The sequence below is a fragment of the Salinithrix halophila genome (genome assembly GCF_042650125.1).
Classification (GTDB): domain Bacteria; phylum Bacillota; class Bacilli; order Thermoactinomycetales; family DSM-45169; genus Salinithrix; species Salinithrix halophila.
Window position 1 is genome coordinate 619,732 of the sequence record NZ_JBHSAP010000018.1, and the last position, 17,092, is coordinate 636,823.

At 52.2% G+C, this 17,092-nt stretch carries 13 protein-coding genes and 2 riboswitches; of the genes, 2 read left to right on the top strand and 11 right to left on the bottom strand.

The genetic code is table 11. The annotated features are described in order from the left end of the window. Window positions 1-147: 147 nt before the first annotated feature. Window positions 148-921, top strand: coding sequence for a GDSL-type esterase/lipase family protein (locus ACFOUO_RS16115; protein ID WP_380706156.1), 774 nt, complete (start codon window positions 148-150; stop codon window positions 919-921). 66 nt (window positions 922-987) lie between these two features. Here ACFOUO_RS16115 and ACFOUO_RS16120 read toward each other — a convergent pair whose 3' ends face one another. From ACFOUO_RS16120 to ACFOUO_RS16135, 4 genes are all read right to left on the bottom strand, one after another. Then, a complete protein-coding gene (locus ACFOUO_RS16120; protein WP_380706157.1) occupies window positions 988-2,100 on the bottom strand; it encodes a Ger(x)C family spore germination protein in 1,113 nt (370 codons plus the stop codon). Continuing rightward, window positions 2,097-3,194: a GerAB/ArcD/ProY family transporter gene (locus tag ACFOUO_RS16125; RefSeq protein ID WP_380706158.1), complete on the bottom strand. Its 1,098-nt coding sequence runs from the start codon at window positions 3,192-3,194 to the stop codon at window positions 2,097-2,099. The genes ACFOUO_RS16120 and ACFOUO_RS16125 overlap by 4 nt, the downstream gene beginning before the upstream one ends. Continuing rightward, the gene (locus tag ACFOUO_RS16130) at window positions 3,175-4,686 is read right to left on the bottom strand and encodes a spore germination protein (RefSeq protein WP_380706280.1); all 1,512 of its coding nucleotides are present in this window, start codon (window positions 4,684-4,686) and stop codon (window positions 3,175-3,177) included. Before ACFOUO_RS16130 ends, ACFOUO_RS16125 begins: the two co-directional genes overlap by 20 nt. 171 nt (window positions 4,687-4,857) lie before the next feature. Next, the gene (locus tag ACFOUO_RS16135; protein ID WP_380706159.1) at window positions 4,858-6,321 is read right to left on the bottom strand and encodes an amino acid permease; all 1,464 of its coding nucleotides are present in this window, start codon (window positions 6,319-6,321) and stop codon (window positions 4,858-4,860) included. A gap of 148 nt (window positions 6,322-6,469) precedes the next feature. Further along, window positions 6,470-6,659, bottom strand: a riboswitch (Lysine riboswitch). 415 nt (window positions 6,660-7,074) lie between these two features. Here ACFOUO_RS16135 and gndA point away from each other — a divergent pair. Beyond that, window positions 7,075-8,487 (top strand): NADP-dependent phosphogluconate dehydrogenase, encoded by a 1,413-nt coding sequence (gene gndA, locus ACFOUO_RS16140; RefSeq protein WP_380706160.1) that lies wholly within the window; start codon window positions 7,075-7,077, stop codon window positions 8,485-8,487. A 95-nt stretch (window positions 8,488-8,582) separates the two neighbouring features. On the opposite strand, the gene treR is transcribed toward gndA, so the two are convergent. The 7 genes from treR to thrC form a co-directional block, all read right to left on the bottom strand. After that, window positions 8,583-9,293, bottom strand: a complete 711-nt coding sequence (treR, locus tag ACFOUO_RS16145) for a trehalose operon repressor (RefSeq protein ID WP_380706161.1) — start codon at window positions 9,291-9,293, stop codon at window positions 8,583-8,585. A gap of 49 nt (window positions 9,294-9,342) precedes the next feature. Continuing rightward, entirely contained in the window at window positions 9,343-11,028 is a 1,686-nt protein-coding gene (gene treC / locus ACFOUO_RS16150) for an alpha,alpha-phosphotrehalase (protein ID WP_380706162.1), read from the bottom strand. Between the two features lie 103 nt (window positions 11,029-11,131). After that, on the bottom strand, window positions 11,132-12,550 hold the full coding sequence (gene treP, locus ACFOUO_RS16155; protein ID WP_380706163.1) for a PTS system trehalose-specific EIIBC component: 1,419 nt from the start codon (window positions 12,548-12,550) through the stop codon (window positions 11,132-11,134). Window positions 12,551-13,008: 458 nt separating this feature from the next. Continuing rightward, window positions 13,009-13,959: a branched-chain-amino-acid transaminase gene (gene ilvE, locus ACFOUO_RS16160; protein WP_380706164.1), complete on the bottom strand. Its 951-nt coding sequence runs from the start codon at window positions 13,957-13,959 to the stop codon at window positions 13,009-13,011. 78 nt (window positions 13,960-14,037) lie between these two features. Further along, window positions 14,038-14,142, bottom strand: a riboswitch (guanidine-I (ykkC/yxkD leader). Between the two features lie 21 nt (window positions 14,143-14,163). Then, a complete protein-coding gene (gene pheA, locus ACFOUO_RS16165; RefSeq protein ID WP_380706165.1) occupies window positions 14,164-15,075 on the bottom strand; it encodes a prephenate dehydratase in 912 nt (303 codons plus the stop codon). Next, complete coding sequence (thrB, locus tag ACFOUO_RS16170; RefSeq protein ID WP_380706166.1) at window positions 15,072-16,028, bottom strand: homoserine kinase; 957 nt, start codon at window positions 16,026-16,028, stop codon at window positions 15,072-15,074. Before thrB ends, pheA begins: the two co-directional genes overlap by 4 nt. Continuing rightward, window positions 16,006-17,091, bottom strand: a complete 1,086-nt coding sequence (gene thrC, locus ACFOUO_RS16175; protein WP_380706167.1) for a threonine synthase — start codon at window positions 17,089-17,091, stop codon at window positions 16,006-16,008. Before thrC ends, thrB begins: the two co-directional genes overlap by 23 nt. Window position 17,092 lies beyond the last annotated feature (1 nt).

The following is a 17,092-nucleotide window of genomic DNA, read 5'->3' on the forward strand; positions in this document are numbered from 1 at the left end:
CGTTTTATGTATATGCGCAGATAGGCGGTTTGCCCCCTTTCCGGGAGGAAAAGATATAAGAACGATTCATTGAGGTTGTCCTCTAGCCACTCATCCGGCATCCAGGGCAAAATAACCTGACCATACCCCCCAGATAAGGAGATTGGAATGAAATACAAAGGACGGTCAGTTTGGATTTTATTCAGCGTTCTCGCCGGTTCCCTCGTATTGATTGCCGCTGGCTTCAGTCTTGTTATGCAGGAAATCTCAGCTCCTTATTTCGGAAGCCAATCAACCGCCCTTACAGAGAATCCATCCTCACCTGAAGAGGGCTTGTTTTTAGCCTTGGGCGATTCCCTTACACGGGGCACGGGTGATTCCAAAGGACAGGGCTATGTCGGTCGGGTTCGTACGGCCCTGCAGAAAAAAGAGAGATCCCTCCGTGTCATCAATCTCGGGATCAAGGGACAGACATCTTACCAACTAAGAAACCAAATGACACAAAAACGTATCCGACAACTCTTGAACCAAGCCGATCACATCAGCCTCACTATCGGAGGCAACGACCTCATCCGGGCAAGCGGCACACCGGATCAGCCAAATCTGAAACGGGCGGAAGCCACTCGAAAAAAATATAAAAAAAACCTCCGTAGAATCCTGACCGATATCCGACAGGAAAATCCTAACGCTCCGGTGTTCCTGATCGGATTATACAACCCCTTCAGTGCTTTGGAGAATAAAGAAAAAACGACAACTGAAGTGGTCCTGTGGAATCAAACTATCCATTCCGTTTCCCAGGAATTTGAAGGGATCGTCGTTATCCCCGTATCAGATATCTTCCAGCTTCATCCCAAACTTCTGTACAAAGACCAGCTCCATCCCAACGACAAGGGATACGAAGTGATAGCTGAACGCTTGTTACAAGCGATGAATACCCGCTGATCTCTACCGATCAATCAAAACACCCTCCTTCCATGCCCTGAAGGAGGGTGTTTTCTACCGTTCCCGCTAACCAATCACTCCACTCCCGATAATTTCTACTTTCACTTTGGTTTGGAATTGAACCTTGGGATAATCCCGTGTCCACTTCTTTTTCTTCCATACTTCGGGGTGGTAGGCGATCAGATTTCTGCCAACGCCCAAGGCGTCGCAGTGTGCCGCTTGTGTCTTCCGAATCATTTTCTTCGCCTTTTTGGTCAATTTTTTGGACAAAACTTGATTCAGCCGTTGTACCTGCTTTTCATCGGCCATCCGGTTCGGAAAGTATTCGGGCACCGACACCTTTAGATACAAACCGACATCCGCAATGATCTTCCCGTCGGGTTGAACCTTCACCTTCAATGTATGCTTGGACTTCGCCACGTCAATCGTGATATAGTTGGCCGGATTTGACGGCAGGCCGGGGTCTACTTTTTCAGTAAATCGGGCAACCTTTCCCTGTTTCCCCAGGGCGAGTAAATACAACGTTGTCTCATCAGGAGCCAGGATACCGGTAAGGTGGTGACCGTGAAACATCGCCGATCCCTTAGCGACAACCTCTCCTCCCTCCTGTTTAATGTAAGGGAGCAGAAAGTCCCTTCCTGGGTCGAGCATAATCGGACGGATCGATTGCAGGCTCTCTTCCGGAAACACACTCAATTGCTCTTTGCTCGTCACTTGATCGTACAGAAATTCACCAATCAGTTGATTCCCCACCTTTTTCATCCGCAGAATGTCTCCCCCTTTCCCGTCCACTACCGCCACCTTCGTGTTGATCGGATCTTTGGGGTCACGAAAAAAAACATCGAAATACGGATAAATGTCGGTTTTGGCAAGGGATTTTCCCAGCAAGAGAACCTGGGCCTTATAGACACGGTAACTGCCGGAGATTTTCCGGGCCAAGGAATCCGTTGCATCCCTGGGTGAGTCCCCGAGGGCGGAATAGACTTCATTAACGGGTTCCCCCTGTTCCGTCGTCGGCATATCCCGGATGGTAACGGTTTGCATCATCTTTTCTCCAGGAGCACGGTCAAAGGCTAAAGCATACAGCAATCGCGCATCTTTGAGTAAATCCTGATCCCAGCACCCTGGCAGGAGAAGGAGGCTCATCACCATCAGCAACCGACGGATCCACTTGTTCACGCTTCCCCTCCCCCTTTCTTTTTCCGAAAGATCGCCAGCAACCACAACAAAACGGGGAGCCCTCCTACAAACACATACGTAGCCTGGTCGATCCCTTTGCTTAAGGTATCGACTTCCGCCGGCGTTTGAGGTAGGAGAGCGACAATCCCACAGATTACAGCGGCGTAGAGGACCGCTTTTTTATGGTTCCCCTTGTGAAAAAGATAGCCCAGCCCGTTGGCACCGGCATAAATGTAACTGAAGATGGAGGCGGCTACATTGGGAAACCATAAGGATAGAAAGATCAGGTCTGCGCGATCCACCACCTGAATTTGAAACGTCTTCAACATAAATAAGACGGGCTCGGGAGTGACGGCCAGTTCCTCCGGGGCAAAGTAAATGAGGCATGAAAGGGTTACAAAGGTATAAAAGAGGGTAACCAAGCCGACAGCCAATGAAACGGCCTTCCATTTTCCGCCGCTCTTTCCTTCCACAAAGGGGTAAATCACCAGCAACATCTCAAAACCATACATAGCTGTCACCGCTTGTTTGGCACCTTTTGCGATATTCCCCCACCCGGCTTCCTGGATGGGAAGAAAATAAGTAAAGTAGTCAACCTTCGGATACCCATATGCGATCAGCAAGAAAAACAGGGGAACGAGGAGAGAAACCAACAAATAAAACCGGGCTATGGTCCTGAGGCTTTCCCGTACCAGATAAGCTGCAGCAGTAACCACCAACACGACCAGAACCCAACGGGGAGTTTCCGTCAACATCCACTTATTGATAATCCCTGCTGCCCTCACCAATACAGCTCCCCCGACCACTAAAAAATAGACCACGTAAATAAAAGCAACAGCTTTTCCGGGAAAACGGCCAATGATCCGAGGCAGGGCATCATAGATCGTTGAACTGGGAAAACGCCGCATGAGTAACCACATCACTAAAATGAGGAGTTGCGCGGCGATTCCCGCGATCAGGACGGAAATCCATCCGCCACCTTTCGCTACAAATTGAACATCATGAGCCAGAGACAAAATTCCGGTTCCTATTTGCGTTTGCAAGATAAAAAAAGCAAGCTGCCCCTGGGTAATTCTACTTTTCTCGCTGATCACGCTGATTCCACTCCCTCGAGTAGGCTTGCTGCTTCTTTCGTTGTGGATGCGGATCGTGGGGACGTTGATTCATTTGCCAGATCGGCGCCCGAAAAAGGACATCTTTCATGTCCTTCAAATGAAGGGGGGCAAGAGGAGCCAAATAAGGTGTGCCGAAGGATTGCAATTTACATAGGTGGATGATGACTATCATCAACCCGAAGCTGATCCCGATATATCCCAGGGTGGCCGCTGCGATCATTAAAGGAAACCGAAGCAAACGGATTGCCGTACTCATCTCATGGGAGGGGACCAGAAAGGAAGCGATGGCCGTCAGGGCAACCACGATGATCATCGAATAGGAAACCAAACCTGCACGCACGATTGCATCGCCGATGACGAGACCGCCCACTATGCCGATGGTCTGACCTACCCGGCTGGGTAGACGAACCCCAGCCTCTCGAAGTAGTTCAAAGATCAATTCCATCAGCATCGCTTCGATCAGAGGCGGAAAGGGAACCCTCTCCAAGGTGCTTTTAATGGTAAAAATCAAGTCAATCGGCAAAATCTCCGGGTGAAAGGAAACGGTGGCGATATATAAGGCGGGTAAATGGGTGGCGATCAAAAAACTCATTAGGCGGATCGCTCGAACAAACGAACCAATGATCCAGCGACCGTGGTAGTCGTCCGGGGATTGGTAGAAGGCATACAGAGTGACCGGTACAATCAAGGCTGTCGGGCTTTCTTCAGAAAGAATCGCCACTCTCCCCTCCATCAGATTGGCCACCGCCCGGTCCGGCCGCTCCGTGCTAAGTTGCTGAGGAAAAGGAGACCAGGGATTATCCTCAGTGAATTCCTGGATGTAACCAGGGGAGATCACCGAATCGGAAGAAATGGACTTCATTCGCTTCTCGATCTCCCGGATCAAGTCCGGATTGGCCAGATCCCGCATATAGACCATGGCGAGCTTTGTTTTGGTCACTCTTCCTACTTCGATGAAACGGACCGTCAAATGGGGGCTCTCGATCCGTTTTCGAATGCTGTAAAGATTGATAGTCAGTTGCTCCACAAACCCATCATGAGGTCCGCGGACGACGCTTTCGTTTTCCGGTTCACTCATACTCCGCGCGTGAGTAGCATTCGTACCCAAGGTAAAAAACGAGCGTTGCCCGTCCAGGAGCAGTACCGAATGACCCGCGATGACGGCTTCTACAGCACTCGCCAGGCTCTTTTCCTCCTGAAAATCCACAGCGAGGAGATTCTCTTCCAAATCCCCTTCCGGCTCCTGGGACAAGGGCTTTACCACATCCCGACGGATTAACTGAGTGTCCGTCAGGGAATCGATGTACAGGATCATCCCATCCCGGCCGTTAAAACGGATCTTTCTTTTCTTGAGATCCTGGCTGTGAAAGAGGGTTTCCTCAATGTACTCCACATTCTTTTGCAAAGACTCGTCCAGTTCTACTTCCTTTTTCGACGTGGATTGGGAACGCTTTTTACGATTCAGAGACAGCGGTCGTTTCCTCTTTTTCATGACGTTCCCCTCCCTTTCGCTACTACCGTCCATGTGAGGCAGTTTCTCTTAATATGACCCGATAAGATGCCGATATGCCTCAAACCAAGGCCATCCAAAATAAAAAACCCGGCCCATTCCCCAGGGCCGGGTACCTGCTTCCTCTTATTCTTATTTTTCCTCGTCGAACCGGCATTCCATAAGCGGAACTACCTTCGTTTTCTTCACCCACTTATAGCCGAGCCACAGGATGAGGAAAAGGGGGATACCGATGTAAGCGACGAGCAGCCCGTACCAGTCGACTCCCCCGCCGGTAAAGGCCGACCAGTTCTGCCCGGCAATGACGATCAGACAGAGGGCGAAAGCGAACAACGGGCCGAAGGGGAACCATTTAGCTCGATAGGGAAGCTTAGAAGGATCCCTGCCCTGAGCCACGTACGCTTTTCGAAAACGGTAATGGCTGATCGCTATTCCCAACCAAACGATGAAGCCGGACAGACCAGAAGCATTGAGTAACCAGACATAGACTGTCCCATCCCCAAAGATGGAAGCAAGGAAGGCCAACATGCCGATAACGGTAGTGGCGAGCAGGGCAAACACAGGGATTCCACGGCGGTTTACCCGGGCGAATAGTCGGGGAGCGTGGCCTTCTTTGGCCAGGTACCACAGCATCCGAGTGGAGGCGTACATTCCCGAGTTGCCCGCAGATAGCACTGCTGTCAGAATCACCGCGTTCATCACTGAGGCGGCAAAAGCCAGGCCCGCTTTATTGAAGACGATGGTGAAAGGGCTAACCGCGATGTTTCCCAAGTCATCGTTCACCAACTTAGGATCCGTGTAAGGAATGATCAGGCCAATGATTAAAATGGCGAACACATAGAAGAGCAGGATACGCCAGAAGACCTGGCGGATGGCACGCGGGATATTCTTACGGGGATTTTCGCTTTCCCCGGCAGCTACCCCGATTAACTCCGTACCCTGAAAGGAAAAACCAGCCACCATGAATACGGCCAGGATGGCAGCCCATCCTCCATGGAAGGGGGCGTCGTTCAACGTCCAATTATGAAAACCGACAGCCTGACCTCCCATGATTCCAAAAATCATCAAAACGCCAACGATGAGGAAAATGACCACCGTTCCCACCTTAATAAAGGCGAACCAGTATTCCGCTTCACCGAAACCGCGGACGGAGAGGAAGTTCAACCCGACCAAGATCGAAAGAAAAAGGCTGCTCCACAAAATTGAAGACGTATCAGGGAACCAGAATTTCATTACCAGCGTGGCTGCTGACAAATCGGCGGCGATAGTAATCGCCCAGTTATACCAATAATTCCATCCCATAGCAAAACCGAGGGCCGGGTCGACAAAACGGGAGGAATAGGTGCTAAAGGAGCCGGAGACGGGCATGAAAGAGGCCATCTCCCCCAAGCTGGTCATCAAAAAATAGACCATGATTCCCACAGCAACGTAGGCAGTCAGTGCCCCGCCGGGGCCGGCTTCATGAATGGAGCTTCCACTGGCTACAAACAGCCCCGTCCCGATGGCTCCACCAATGGCGATCATCGACAGGTGGCGGGACTTTAAATCTCTCTTCAACCCTCCCGAAGATGCTCCGTTTTCCGAAGTTACTTGCATGGATGATTGCACCCCTCTTTTTTATTTATTGCAGAAGATTCAACAACCCTTTCGCTATCACCTTTTTTGGCAAATACCCACGCGATAGATAATAGAAAATACCGCCGAAAACGATCTTCGACGGTACTGTGCAAACCACATCACCTTCCGCGAAGATAGCGCACCACGGCAGCAGCGAGAGCCGACGTGACAGTCCTGTCCCTTGTCGGAAACAGGCCCAGCCTGACCGTCCGGAGACGACAGCACAGACTTCGGCGGCTTTCCCTTTCTCCCGCGTTCCTAGGGAACTCCGTCCCTCCTGCGGGTTACTAATGAAAACCGCAACCTCTACCTCACCTTACAGCGATGAGGATTTCGTCATCATTCGATTGTTGACAATCGGTAACCAGTATAACGAATGGAAAAAAGGTTGACAATGGGATGTTTTTCCGTCCCGGGATGCTGGTATTCTAGTTACCAACAAAACGATTTGATGGCACCCCTGAGCCAACTTCCGCCGCTTCCCCTCTAATCACCTACAAAATGGGCCATAAACGGGCAATCTATGGGGCTTCTCCCCTGCCTAGTTATTCATCAACCCGTCATTTACGATCAGGCAACGACCGTACTCTGGATGAATTGGAAAAGTCTTAACGGCTTACTTTGAGGATTTCTTCCCTTTGACGATTGATCCCGCTTCAAAGGGATACTATACTGTGAACATCCGCCTATTTCCTAAGTCCCAGTATTCAGACCAAGAAAGGATGATCGCCTTTGTCCAAACAACAGATCGGTGTTATCGGCCTGGCCGTCATGGGTAAAAACCTGGCCTTCAACATCGAGAGCAAAGGATTCTCCGTCTCTGTTTACAACCGGTCACCGGAGAAAACGGAACAGGTTTTGAAAGAAGCCGAAGGCAAAAATCTGAAGGGTACTTTTAGCCTGGAAGAATTCGTCTCCTCTCTGGAGACACCTCGCCGCATCCTGTTGATGGTGAAAGCCGGGGAAGCAACGGATAAAACCATCGAACAACTGAAACCCCTCCTGGATAAAGAGGATATCCTGATCGACGGCGGCAACGCCTATTTCGAGGATACGATGCGGCGCAACAAGGAGCTGGAAGACGAAGGGATCCGCTTCATCGGGGCAGGGGTCTCAGGCGGCGAAGAAGGGGCTCTCAAAGGCCCCTCCATCATGCCCGGCGGCCAAAAGAGTGCCTACAAGCTGGTAGAGCCGATCTTGACAGCCATCGCGGCCCAGGTAGAGGGAGAGCCCTGTACCACATATATCGGTCCCGATGGCGCTGGACATTACGTAAAAATGGTCCACAACGGGATCGAGTACGGTGACATGCAATTGATCTCCGAAGCTTACCACTTAATGAAAGAAGGACTCGGCCTTTCCAATGAAGAACTGGCCCAGGTCTTCGCCGAGTGGAACGAAGGGGAATTGGACAGCTACCTCATTGAAATTACAGCAGACATCTTCACCAAAAAGGATGAAGAGACCGGCAAAGCGCTCGTCGATGTTATTCTGGATACCGCCGGCCAGAAAGGAACGGGAAAATGGACCAGCCAGAGCGCCCTCGATCTGGGAGTTCCTCTCTCCATCATCACCCAATCCGTCTTTTCCCGTTTCCTGTCTGCGATGAAGGAGGAACGGCAGAAAGCTTCCCGTATTTTGCGTGGTCCCGACTCCGGCATCGCTACCGACGACAAGAAAAAATGGATCGAATCGATCCGCCAAGCCCTCTACGCCAGTAAAATCTGCTCCTACGCCCAGGGTTTCGCCCAGATGCGGGCAGCATCCAATGAATATGACTGGAACTTGGACTACGGTAGCATCGCCATGATTTTCCGCGGTGGTTGCATCATTCGGGCGCGCTTCTTGCAGAACATCAAAGAAGCTTACGACCGGGAACCTGCTCTCACCAACCTGCTCCTCGACTCCTACTTCCAAGAAGTGGTGGATCGTTACCAAACCTCCTGGCGTAAAGTCGTCGCCCTTGCCGTTCACAGCGGCATCCCTGTCCCCGGCATGTCCGGTGCTCTGGCCTATTTCGACAGTTACCGCCTGGAGCGCCTCCCTGCCAACCTGCTTCAGGCACAACGGGACTATTTCGGTGCCCACACGTATCAACGGGTGGACAAGGAAGGGACTTTCCATACCGATTGGTTGCGCAAATAAGCCCCGCGAATCCTATCATCATCCTTTTGAAAAGCAAAAGCGATGGCCCCCTAAAAAAGGGGCCATCGCTTTTTTTATGAGGGCTTTCTTCCGCATTATTGCCTTCGCGCGAAATCGACAAAACGGAATTTATCCGGTCGATGGCGGGATTCGGTGTACTGGAAAAGTTGAGCGTCCTCGAGGTGGACGTAGTTTCGAACGACAACGATCAGCTCATGGCGGGTCAAGTCGAGGAGGGAGCTGTCCTCTTCGGTCGCTTCCTCGACCGTGATCACCTTCTTCGCGAAGCTGATCGGAATGTCCATCGTTTTCTCCAGGTATTGATAGATTGAGTCTTCACAGATCTCTTTTGTCAGGTCCGGCACACAAGACTGGAGAAACCAATCCTTATCCAGGATGATTGCCTCCCCATCCATCGTCCGAGTGCGTACCACTTTCCAGATAGGTTCGTCAGGGCCCACTTTCAGCCGGGAAGCGATCTCTTCTCCAGCCAGGCTTGCCTCCAGGGAGACCACTCGAGTAACCGGACTTTCCCTCATCTTAGCAGCCAGCTCTTTAAAGCTGACAAGGCCTGAAACGGGAAAATCGAACCGATCGATGGGAAGGACAAAAGATCCCTTTCCCTTTACTTTCTGGATATACCCGTTTTGGGCCAGAAGGTTGAGTCCTTTACGCACAGTTTCCCGGGAAGTGGTATAGGCTTCAGCCAGCTCGTTTTCCGAGGGGAGCTTGCTGTGGGGGCGGAGGATGCCATTCTGTATTTGTTTTGCGTAATCACGGTAAATCTTGTAGTAGATATTGTCCATCCAGTACGCCTTCCTTCCAGTTGCTCTCCTTCCTTACCGGGTCGATCCGTTACGAGTTCGTCAAACGGAAAACCACGGACTCGTAGGGGCGCATCTCCATACCGCGAAAATCGGCGGAGCTGGCAGGGTAGTTCGTGAGAAGCTGAACGCCCATCCACCCTTCCCATCTTTCCGGATCGGGAAGTTCAAATCGAACTTGGTGATCGGTGAAATTGTTGACCACCAGCAGCTTCTCCCCGTCTCCGTGACGGAAGTAGGCAAAGAGATTCGGATCATCGGGCAGGATCAGTTCGTAGCGCCCCGTGGTCACGATGTCCATCTCCTTACGCAAGCGGATCAGTTCCTTGTAATGGTACAAGACGGAATGCGGATCTGCAAGGGCTTTCTCCACGTTAATTTCCTGGAAATTGGGGGCCGTTCCGATCCAGGGTGTACCTCTGGTGAACCCCCCATGTTCTGTGGCATCCCATTGTATCGGGGTTCGGGAATTATCCCGGGATTTCTCCCCAATAACAGCCATCACTTCGGCTTCAGGGATACCCTTTTCCTTCAAGATCCGATACATATTGCGTGTCTCTACGTCCCGGTATTGGTCGATGGAAGTAAATTTGGGATCGGTCATTCCGATCTCTTCACCCTGATAGATAAAGGGAGTTCCCTGCATGAGATGGATGACAGTAGCCAGCATTTTCGCGGACTCTTTGTGCCATTTTCCATCATTTCCAAACCGGGAGACAATCCGGGGCTGGTCGTGGTTGCACCAGAACAGAGCGTTCCATCCGCCTCCCTCATGCATCTTCACCTGCCACTCGGATAGGATGCGTTTCAAGGCGCTAAAGTCCATCTCCCCTTGCTTCCACTTCTCTCCCTCGGGGTAATCCACTTTTAGATGGTGGAAGTTAAAGGTCATGTTCAACTCCCGGTTTTCCGGCCGGGTATATTGGATACACTCGGGGATGGTGGTGGAAGACATCTCTCCCACAGTCATCATCTCATAACGGGAGAACACCTCCTGATTCATCTCCCGAAAAAACTCATGGACCCGGGGGCCATCGGTGTAAAATTTACGACCGTCCCCTGGTGGCACTGAACCGTCATCGTCGGGGAAACGCTGATCCTTGGAAATCACATTGATCACATCGAGTCGGAAGCCATCCACTCCCTTATCCAACCACCAGCGCATCATATCGTATACTTCTTGTCGAACGCGGATGTTTTCCCAATTGAGGTCTGCCTGGGTAACGTCGTAGAGATGCAGGTAATACTGTCCCGTTTTTTCGTCCCATTCCCATGCAGAGCCGCCGAATTTGGATTGCCAGTTATTAGGCACTCCTCCTTCAGGAGTCGGATCTTTCCATATATAAAAATCTCGGTAAGGATTGTCCTCGGAAGATCGAGCCTTCTGGAACCAAGCATGTTCCGTCGACGTGTGGTTCACCACAATGTCGAGCAGCACCTTCAGTCCACGAGCATGGGCCTCCTCCAACAATTCTTCAAAATCTTCCATCGTCCCATATTCTTCATGGATGCTTCGGTAATCACTGATATCGTAACCGTTATCCCGCTGGGGAGATCGATAGATCGGTGTCAACCACAAAACGTCGACTCCGAGATCCTTTAAATAATCCAGCTTTTCGATGATTCCACGGAGATCCCCTACTCCGTTTCCTGTCGTATCACGGAAACTTTTGGGATAGATTTGATAGACAACCGCTTTTCTCCACCATTCCGTCATCACGATCGCTCCTTCTAGCATTTCCTGGTTCTTCACGCACCGGCTTGAGGCCGGAAACAGACATCAACCGGATGGAATCCGGCCAACCGGTTGATGTCTGTTTTTATTTAGATTTTCCAGCTTTGATTTTTGTGTAGATGAATGTCAAGGCGAAGGGGATGAGGAGCACGATACCCATTCCAAGGAAGAAAGCTGCCCAATTTTGCGGGAAGATGGATAGGAAACCAGGGATACCGCCAACACCGATGGACGAAGCTTTCACCCCCAGGATCATAATCACCATTCCAGCGAGTGCTGAACCGATCAGGCCCATCACGAACGGGTACCGGTAGCGCAGATTGACTGCGAACATGGCCGGCTCGGTAACACCCAGAAAGGCGGAAATTGCTGAGGGAAAGGACAAACCTTTCATTTTTTCATCTCGGGATGCAAAACCCACGGCCAGGGCTGCCGACCCTTGAGCGATATTCGAAAGAGCGAGAATCGGCCACAGGAATGTGCCCCCGGCGGAAGAGATCAATTGCAGGTCGACCGCCAGGAACGTATGGTGCATCCCCGTCATCACCAGTACCGCATAGAGACCGCCATACAATAGACCCCCTACAGCGGCGAACTGGTCAAAAACCGTGACGAAAGCTTGCGTGATCATGTTGCCGATTGCGAAGGTGACCGGACCAATGACGATAAATGCGAGGAATCCTGTGAGAAGAAGAGCAACCGGAGCGACCACCAGCAACTGAATCGAATCGGGTACGCGCTTTCTTAGGAAGATCTCCGCTTTTGCCAGGACGTAAGCTGAGAAGAGAACCGGCAAAACTTGTCCCTGGTAACCGATTTTTTCAATCTCGAATCCAAACAGGTTCCAGGTCGGCACTTCCCCCTTCTTGAGAGCTTCCCCGTACCCCCAGGCATTCAACAGATCGGGGTGAACCAGCATGAGCCCAAGGACGATACCCAGCAGCGGACTGCCGCCGAATTTCTTCATCGCTGACCAACCGATAAGCGCCGGCAGGAAGGTGAAGGCCGTGTTGGCCATCAAATTGATCATGTCGGCGATATCTTTCCATTGGGGATGAAGGTCAACGACGGACTTTCCTTCATAAAAGATGCCCGGCCCGGTAAGCACATTGTTGATCCCCATCAGTAAACCTGCCATCACGATAGCCGGGACAATCGGGATGAAGATGTCAGCCAGGACCTTGACCATCCGTTGCAGCACATTCATGTTTTTAGAGGCTGCTTCTTTTACGTCTTCTTTGGAGGATTCAGTGTGGCCGGTCAGTTCCACCAGTATTTTGTACACCTTGTCGACCGTTCCTTGACCGACCACCACTTGGAATTGACCGTTGGTCGAAAACGACCCTTTCACTAGATCAATGCTTTCCAGTTTTTCCTTATCCACTTTGCTCTCGTCTTTCAAGGCAAACCTCAGTCGCGTAATGCAGTGGGTCACGGCAGAAATGTTTTCTTTTCCGCCAACGCCTTGGACGATTTGTTCCACTGACTGTCGGCTGATACTCATGGTGTGGCTCCTCTCTGATGTCAAAGTGTAATCGTCTAACTCTTGCACAAGCAGGGAACTTGATCTTCGCCGGTTTCATATCAAGGTAAGGATTCTTTCGACGTCGCCCCCCCTACGTGAAGGCGGTTTCATCCTGGACAGTAATCCGCCGCTTCCGTAAACCCTATATCGGTTACCATACCCTCCTTGGTTCCCTGCATGAATCTCCCACCAACTCTCGCACCTGTATATGCAGGGTTGTTTTCAGAGAAACCCCTTTCATGGGCACGCTGACCTACCAAAAAACGCTTACATGGTCATCTTAAACCTGTATATACAGGGTGTCAACGAGAAAAATCTGACAAATAAGCCTTTAGTCGATCCTGCGAATAAAATGGAAAAGGCCCCCGAAAGGGAGCCTGATTATCCGATCATTCTTTAACCATCTCAAGGAACGCAAGGCGTTTTCCGCGCCTATGTTATCCCGCGTGCCCTGCAGCGGCTTTCTGTTTATCCTGCACCGAGACGAGTTCCGATTCACGAGCCTCTTCCGGATAAGCATGACTACCATCCACTCTGACAAGCTTGCGGAATTCGTTCAGCAGGTGATTCGTGATCGATCCCGGCTTTCCGTCGGCAATGGTGCGACCGTCCACACTGACGACAGAGATCACTTCCGCAGCGGTGCCGGTAAGGAAAACCTCGTCCGCCACATAAACGTCATGACGAGTGAAGGGTTCTTCTTTGACCGTATACCCGAGGCGCCCACACAGATCCATGATCGCCTGACGGGTAATGCCGTCAAGGGCGCCCACATAACACGGCGGGGTATAGAGCACGCCTTTTTTGACGATGAAAATATTGTCCCCAGAGCCCTCGGCAACATAGCCTTCATGGTTGAGCATCAAGGCTTCACCCACTCCGGCCTGGTTGGCTTCAATCTTCACCAGTACATTGTTGAGATAGTTGAGGGACTTGATCTTCGGGTTCAGAGCATCGGGCACATTTCGGCGAGTCGGCACCGTGACGATGGCTAAGCCTTCATCATACATCCGCTGAGGAAACATAACTACCTGATCAACGATGATAATGACCCTCGGATGAGAACATTTAGCAGGGTCAAGGCCGAGATCCCCCGTCCCTCGCGATACCACCAGCCGGATGTAAGCATTTTTCAGACTATTTTTGCGAACAGCTTCCAATACCGCTTTCTCCATCTCTTCCAATGTATAAGGGATGCCTAGAAGGATGGAGTGGGCGGATTCATACAGACGAACCAGATGTTCGCGCAATCGGAAGACATTGCCCTCATAGACCCGGATTCCTTCGAAAATCCCGTCACCATACAGGAATCCATGGTCAAAGACCGATACAGTCGCCTCCTCTTTTTTTACATATTCCCCGTCCATGAACACCCAGCGCTCTTCCATTGGACAAGCACCCCCGTCAACGTGTTTTAAATAAAATGAAAAGCCTTCCTGCGCAGGTAGAAAAAAGAATCAGAACCTGCCGCATGAGGCTTTTTTCCCCACGGTGTAACACCGGTTTCCGGTGTCGGCACCGCTCGGACCAGACCCCTGCTGCCACAGGGCGGAACCCTAGGTGCCCTCCTGATCACAAAGCTTTCGCAATATTTAACGATGATTATATGCCTCCCAGGAAGTGTTGTCAACCCGGGCTTTATTGAGTGTTTGATAAGAATGACAAGGGTAGGATCCAAGGCGACGAACCTGGCAACCCCAACTCTCCATACTCGTTAGGGCCCGCTCCATCCCGCTTTGGGAAAGCTCTGCTTCCGCGTCAATAAAAAAATGGTAGGTCCCCAATTTTTTCTTAGTTGGCCTCGATTCGATACGAGACAAGTTGATTCCCTCTTCCACAAAGGATTGCAATACTTTATAGAGAGCGCCGGGATAATCCGAGGGAAGCGCCACCAGCAGACTCGATTTCCTGCTTTCAGGCAGGACTAAGGGATGAGCCCACTCCTTTCCGACGACGATGAACCGGGTGAAGTTGTTCTCGTAATCCTGGATTTGCTGGGCGGCCAACTGCAAGCCATATAATTGATGGGCCATGAATGGCCCGATAGCGGCCCATGTCTCGCTTGCATGGTCTCGTACCTGACGAGCGGCATCAGCGGTGCTGTCCACATAGGTGACGACCGCCTTCGGCAAGTTTTCCCGCAGAAACCCGCGGCACTGGGCAACCGCCTGGGGGTGGGAAAGGACCCGGGTAATTTTAGAAAGCGGTTCTCCAGCCCGACTCGAATGAACCATCAAGTGCTGGGCGATGGGATAGATAAGCTCTCCTGTAATGGGTACATCCACATGATGAACCAACCAATCCAGCGTGAGAGTGACAGACCCCTCGATGGCGTTTTCAACTGGAACGACACCATAGGGGAACTCCCCCCGATCAACGGCGGTTAGGACATCCGGAATGGAGTCACATGGAGTATGAAGGGTATGATCCTCTGGAAACAGGGCACGCGTCGCTTCATGGGTGAAAGTACCGCGCGGTCCTAAATAGGCTACCGGCTCGTTCATCGACTCGCTCCTTTGATGTTTCCCACCAATTTACTACGGGGCTCCTCTCCTGTCAATCGGACAACGGCCCCTTGTCCGCTGGGACGGAGGCGTATGATGTCAGCCTCTACGTCCAACCTCTGGAATACCCTTTCCATATAGCGAACGACAGAATCCGGATCGGAAGCGAAAGCAACCACGGTGGGACCCGCCCCGGAAAGAGCCACCCCTAGGGCACCATAGTTCTCTGCCTCCTGGATCAACTCCTCTAGACCAGGCACCAGCGCCATTCGGTAAGGTTGGTGAAATCGATCTTTCATCCCGACCCGGAGCAATTCCCCATCCCCTGTAAGCAGAGCCGCCGTCAGTAGATTGGCCCGGCTGCTTCCGAGTACGGCTTCCCCATGGGAGATCGAGGCGGGTAGCACTTCCCTTGCGCGAGAGGTGGCCAGAGACACCCGAGGAATGGCCGCCACCAGTTGAAAAGGGGGCACCGGAGCACTAACGCGGTGAACCTGCTCCCCGTCCCAGGAAGCGATCACAACACCTCCAAAAAGGGAGGCCCCTACATTATCGGGGTGCCCCTCCCATTCTGTCGCCTCCCGGAACAATTCCTTCCGGCTAAATGGCTTTCCCAGCAGGTAGTTAGCAGCCATCAGCCCTGCCACGATGGCAGCTGCACTGGAACCCAAGCCGCGAGCGAGGGGAATGTCGCTTTCCGCAACAATACGGAGGGAAGGCATCTGTTGTCCCGCTTTACGGAAAAGCTGCTCCATCACCCGAAAAACCAGGTTGTCCCTGCCGCGTTCCACTTGGGCAAGGGCTTCTCCTTTGGGGTCCAGCTCCAGTTGATCCGAGGGTTCGATGTGAAGGCGGAGGAAGCGGTCGAGGGCCATGCCGATGGAGTCAAAACCGGAACCCAAATTGGCGGTACTCCCCGGCACTACCGTTTCAAAGGGTTGAAATTCCTCCATGGGCCTCCTCCTCCTTGTCTTCTACCGCTGCCAATACAGCCCTTTTTTCGCAGGGAAGAACCTTGGGTTTGACCGGAATCGCATCCATCGCCGTGGTAGGATCCTTGAGACCATTGCCTGTCAGGACGCAGACGACCCGGGCATGATCGGGAATCTCCCCTGTCTGTCGGAGTTTACTCACTCCCGCTACCGAGGCCGCAGAAGCCGGCTCACAGAAAACCCCTTCCCAGCGGGCCAATGCCCGATAGGCATTAAGAATTTCTTCGTCCGTGACGCTGCCGATGAGGCCACCGGATTCTTTGGCCGCCGTCACCGCCGTTTCCCAACTGGCCGGGTTACCGATACGGATCGCTGTCGCCACCGTCTCAGGCTTCTCCACCCGCTCTCCGCGCACGATAGCAGCCGCCCCTTCCGCCTCAAACCCGCACATGAGGGGAAGTTTACCGCTGTATCCTGCCTCGCGATATTCTTTAAACCCTTTCCAGTAGGCAGAGATGTTACCCGCGTTGCCGACGGGAATAGCCAGAACGTCGGGAGCGTCTCCGAGACGGTCGCATACTTCAAAGGCAGCTGTCTTCTGGCCTTCGATCCGGTAAGGATTGACGGAGTTGACCAGGGTGACGTCGGCTTCCCGCGCAATCTCGCGCACGATCTCCAGAGCTTGGTCAAAGTTTCCCTTCACCGCCAGCACTTCGGCTCCGTAAACCACTGCCTGGGACAGCTTTCCGAGGGCTACGTGACCATCGGGAACCACGACGATACAACGAAGTCCCATCCGTGCGGCAAAGGCGGCGGCAGAAGCGGAGGTATTGCCGGTAGAAGCGCAAATCACCGCTCGACTCCCTTCTTCCGCCGCTTTGGCGATAGCCATGACCATCCCCCGGTCCTTGAAAGAGCCGGTCGGGTTGAATCCCTCCACTTTCAAATACAGTTCCACCCCTAGTTGATCCGACAAAGCAGGGGCATGGATCAGGGGGGTATTACCCTCATGGAGAGTAACCTCTGGTGTCTGGTCGGTTACGGGCAGAAATGGACGGTAACGGGCAATAATTCCTTCTGACATG

Bases quoted from the DNA above. Each gene is read 5' to 3' on its own strand.
- thrC (WP_380706167.1), bottom strand. From the start codon at position 17,091: ATGTCAGAAGGAATTATTGCCCGTTACCGTCCATTTCTGCCCGTAACC.
- treP (WP_380706163.1), bottom strand. From the start codon at position 12,550: ATGAGTATCAGCCGACAGTCAGTGGAACAAATCGTCCAAGGCGTTGGC.
- pheA (WP_380706165.1), bottom strand. From the start codon at position 15,075: ATGAACGAGCCGGTAGCCTATTTAGGACCGCGCGGTACTTTCACCCAT.
- ACFOUO_RS16135 (WP_380706159.1), bottom strand. From the start codon at position 6,321: ATGCAAGTAACTTCGGAAAACGGAGCATCTTCGGGAGGGTTGAAGAGA.
- treR (WP_380706161.1), bottom strand. From the start codon at position 9,293: ATGGACAATATCTACTACAAGATTTACCGTGATTACGCAAAACAAATA.
- treC (WP_380706162.1), bottom strand. From the start codon at position 11,028: ATGACGGAATGGTGGAGAAAAGCGGTTGTCTATCAAATCTATCCCAAA.
- ACFOUO_RS16115 (WP_380706156.1), top strand. From the start codon at position 148: ATGAAATACAAAGGACGGTCAGTTTGGATTTTATTCAGCGTTCTCGCC.
- thrB (WP_380706166.1), bottom strand. From the start codon at position 16,028: ATGGAGGAATTTCAACCCTTTGAAACGGTAGTGCCGGGGAGTACCGCC.
- ilvE (WP_380706164.1), bottom strand. From the start codon at position 13,959: ATGGAAGAGCGCTGGGTGTTCATGGACGGGGAATATGTAAAAAAAGAG.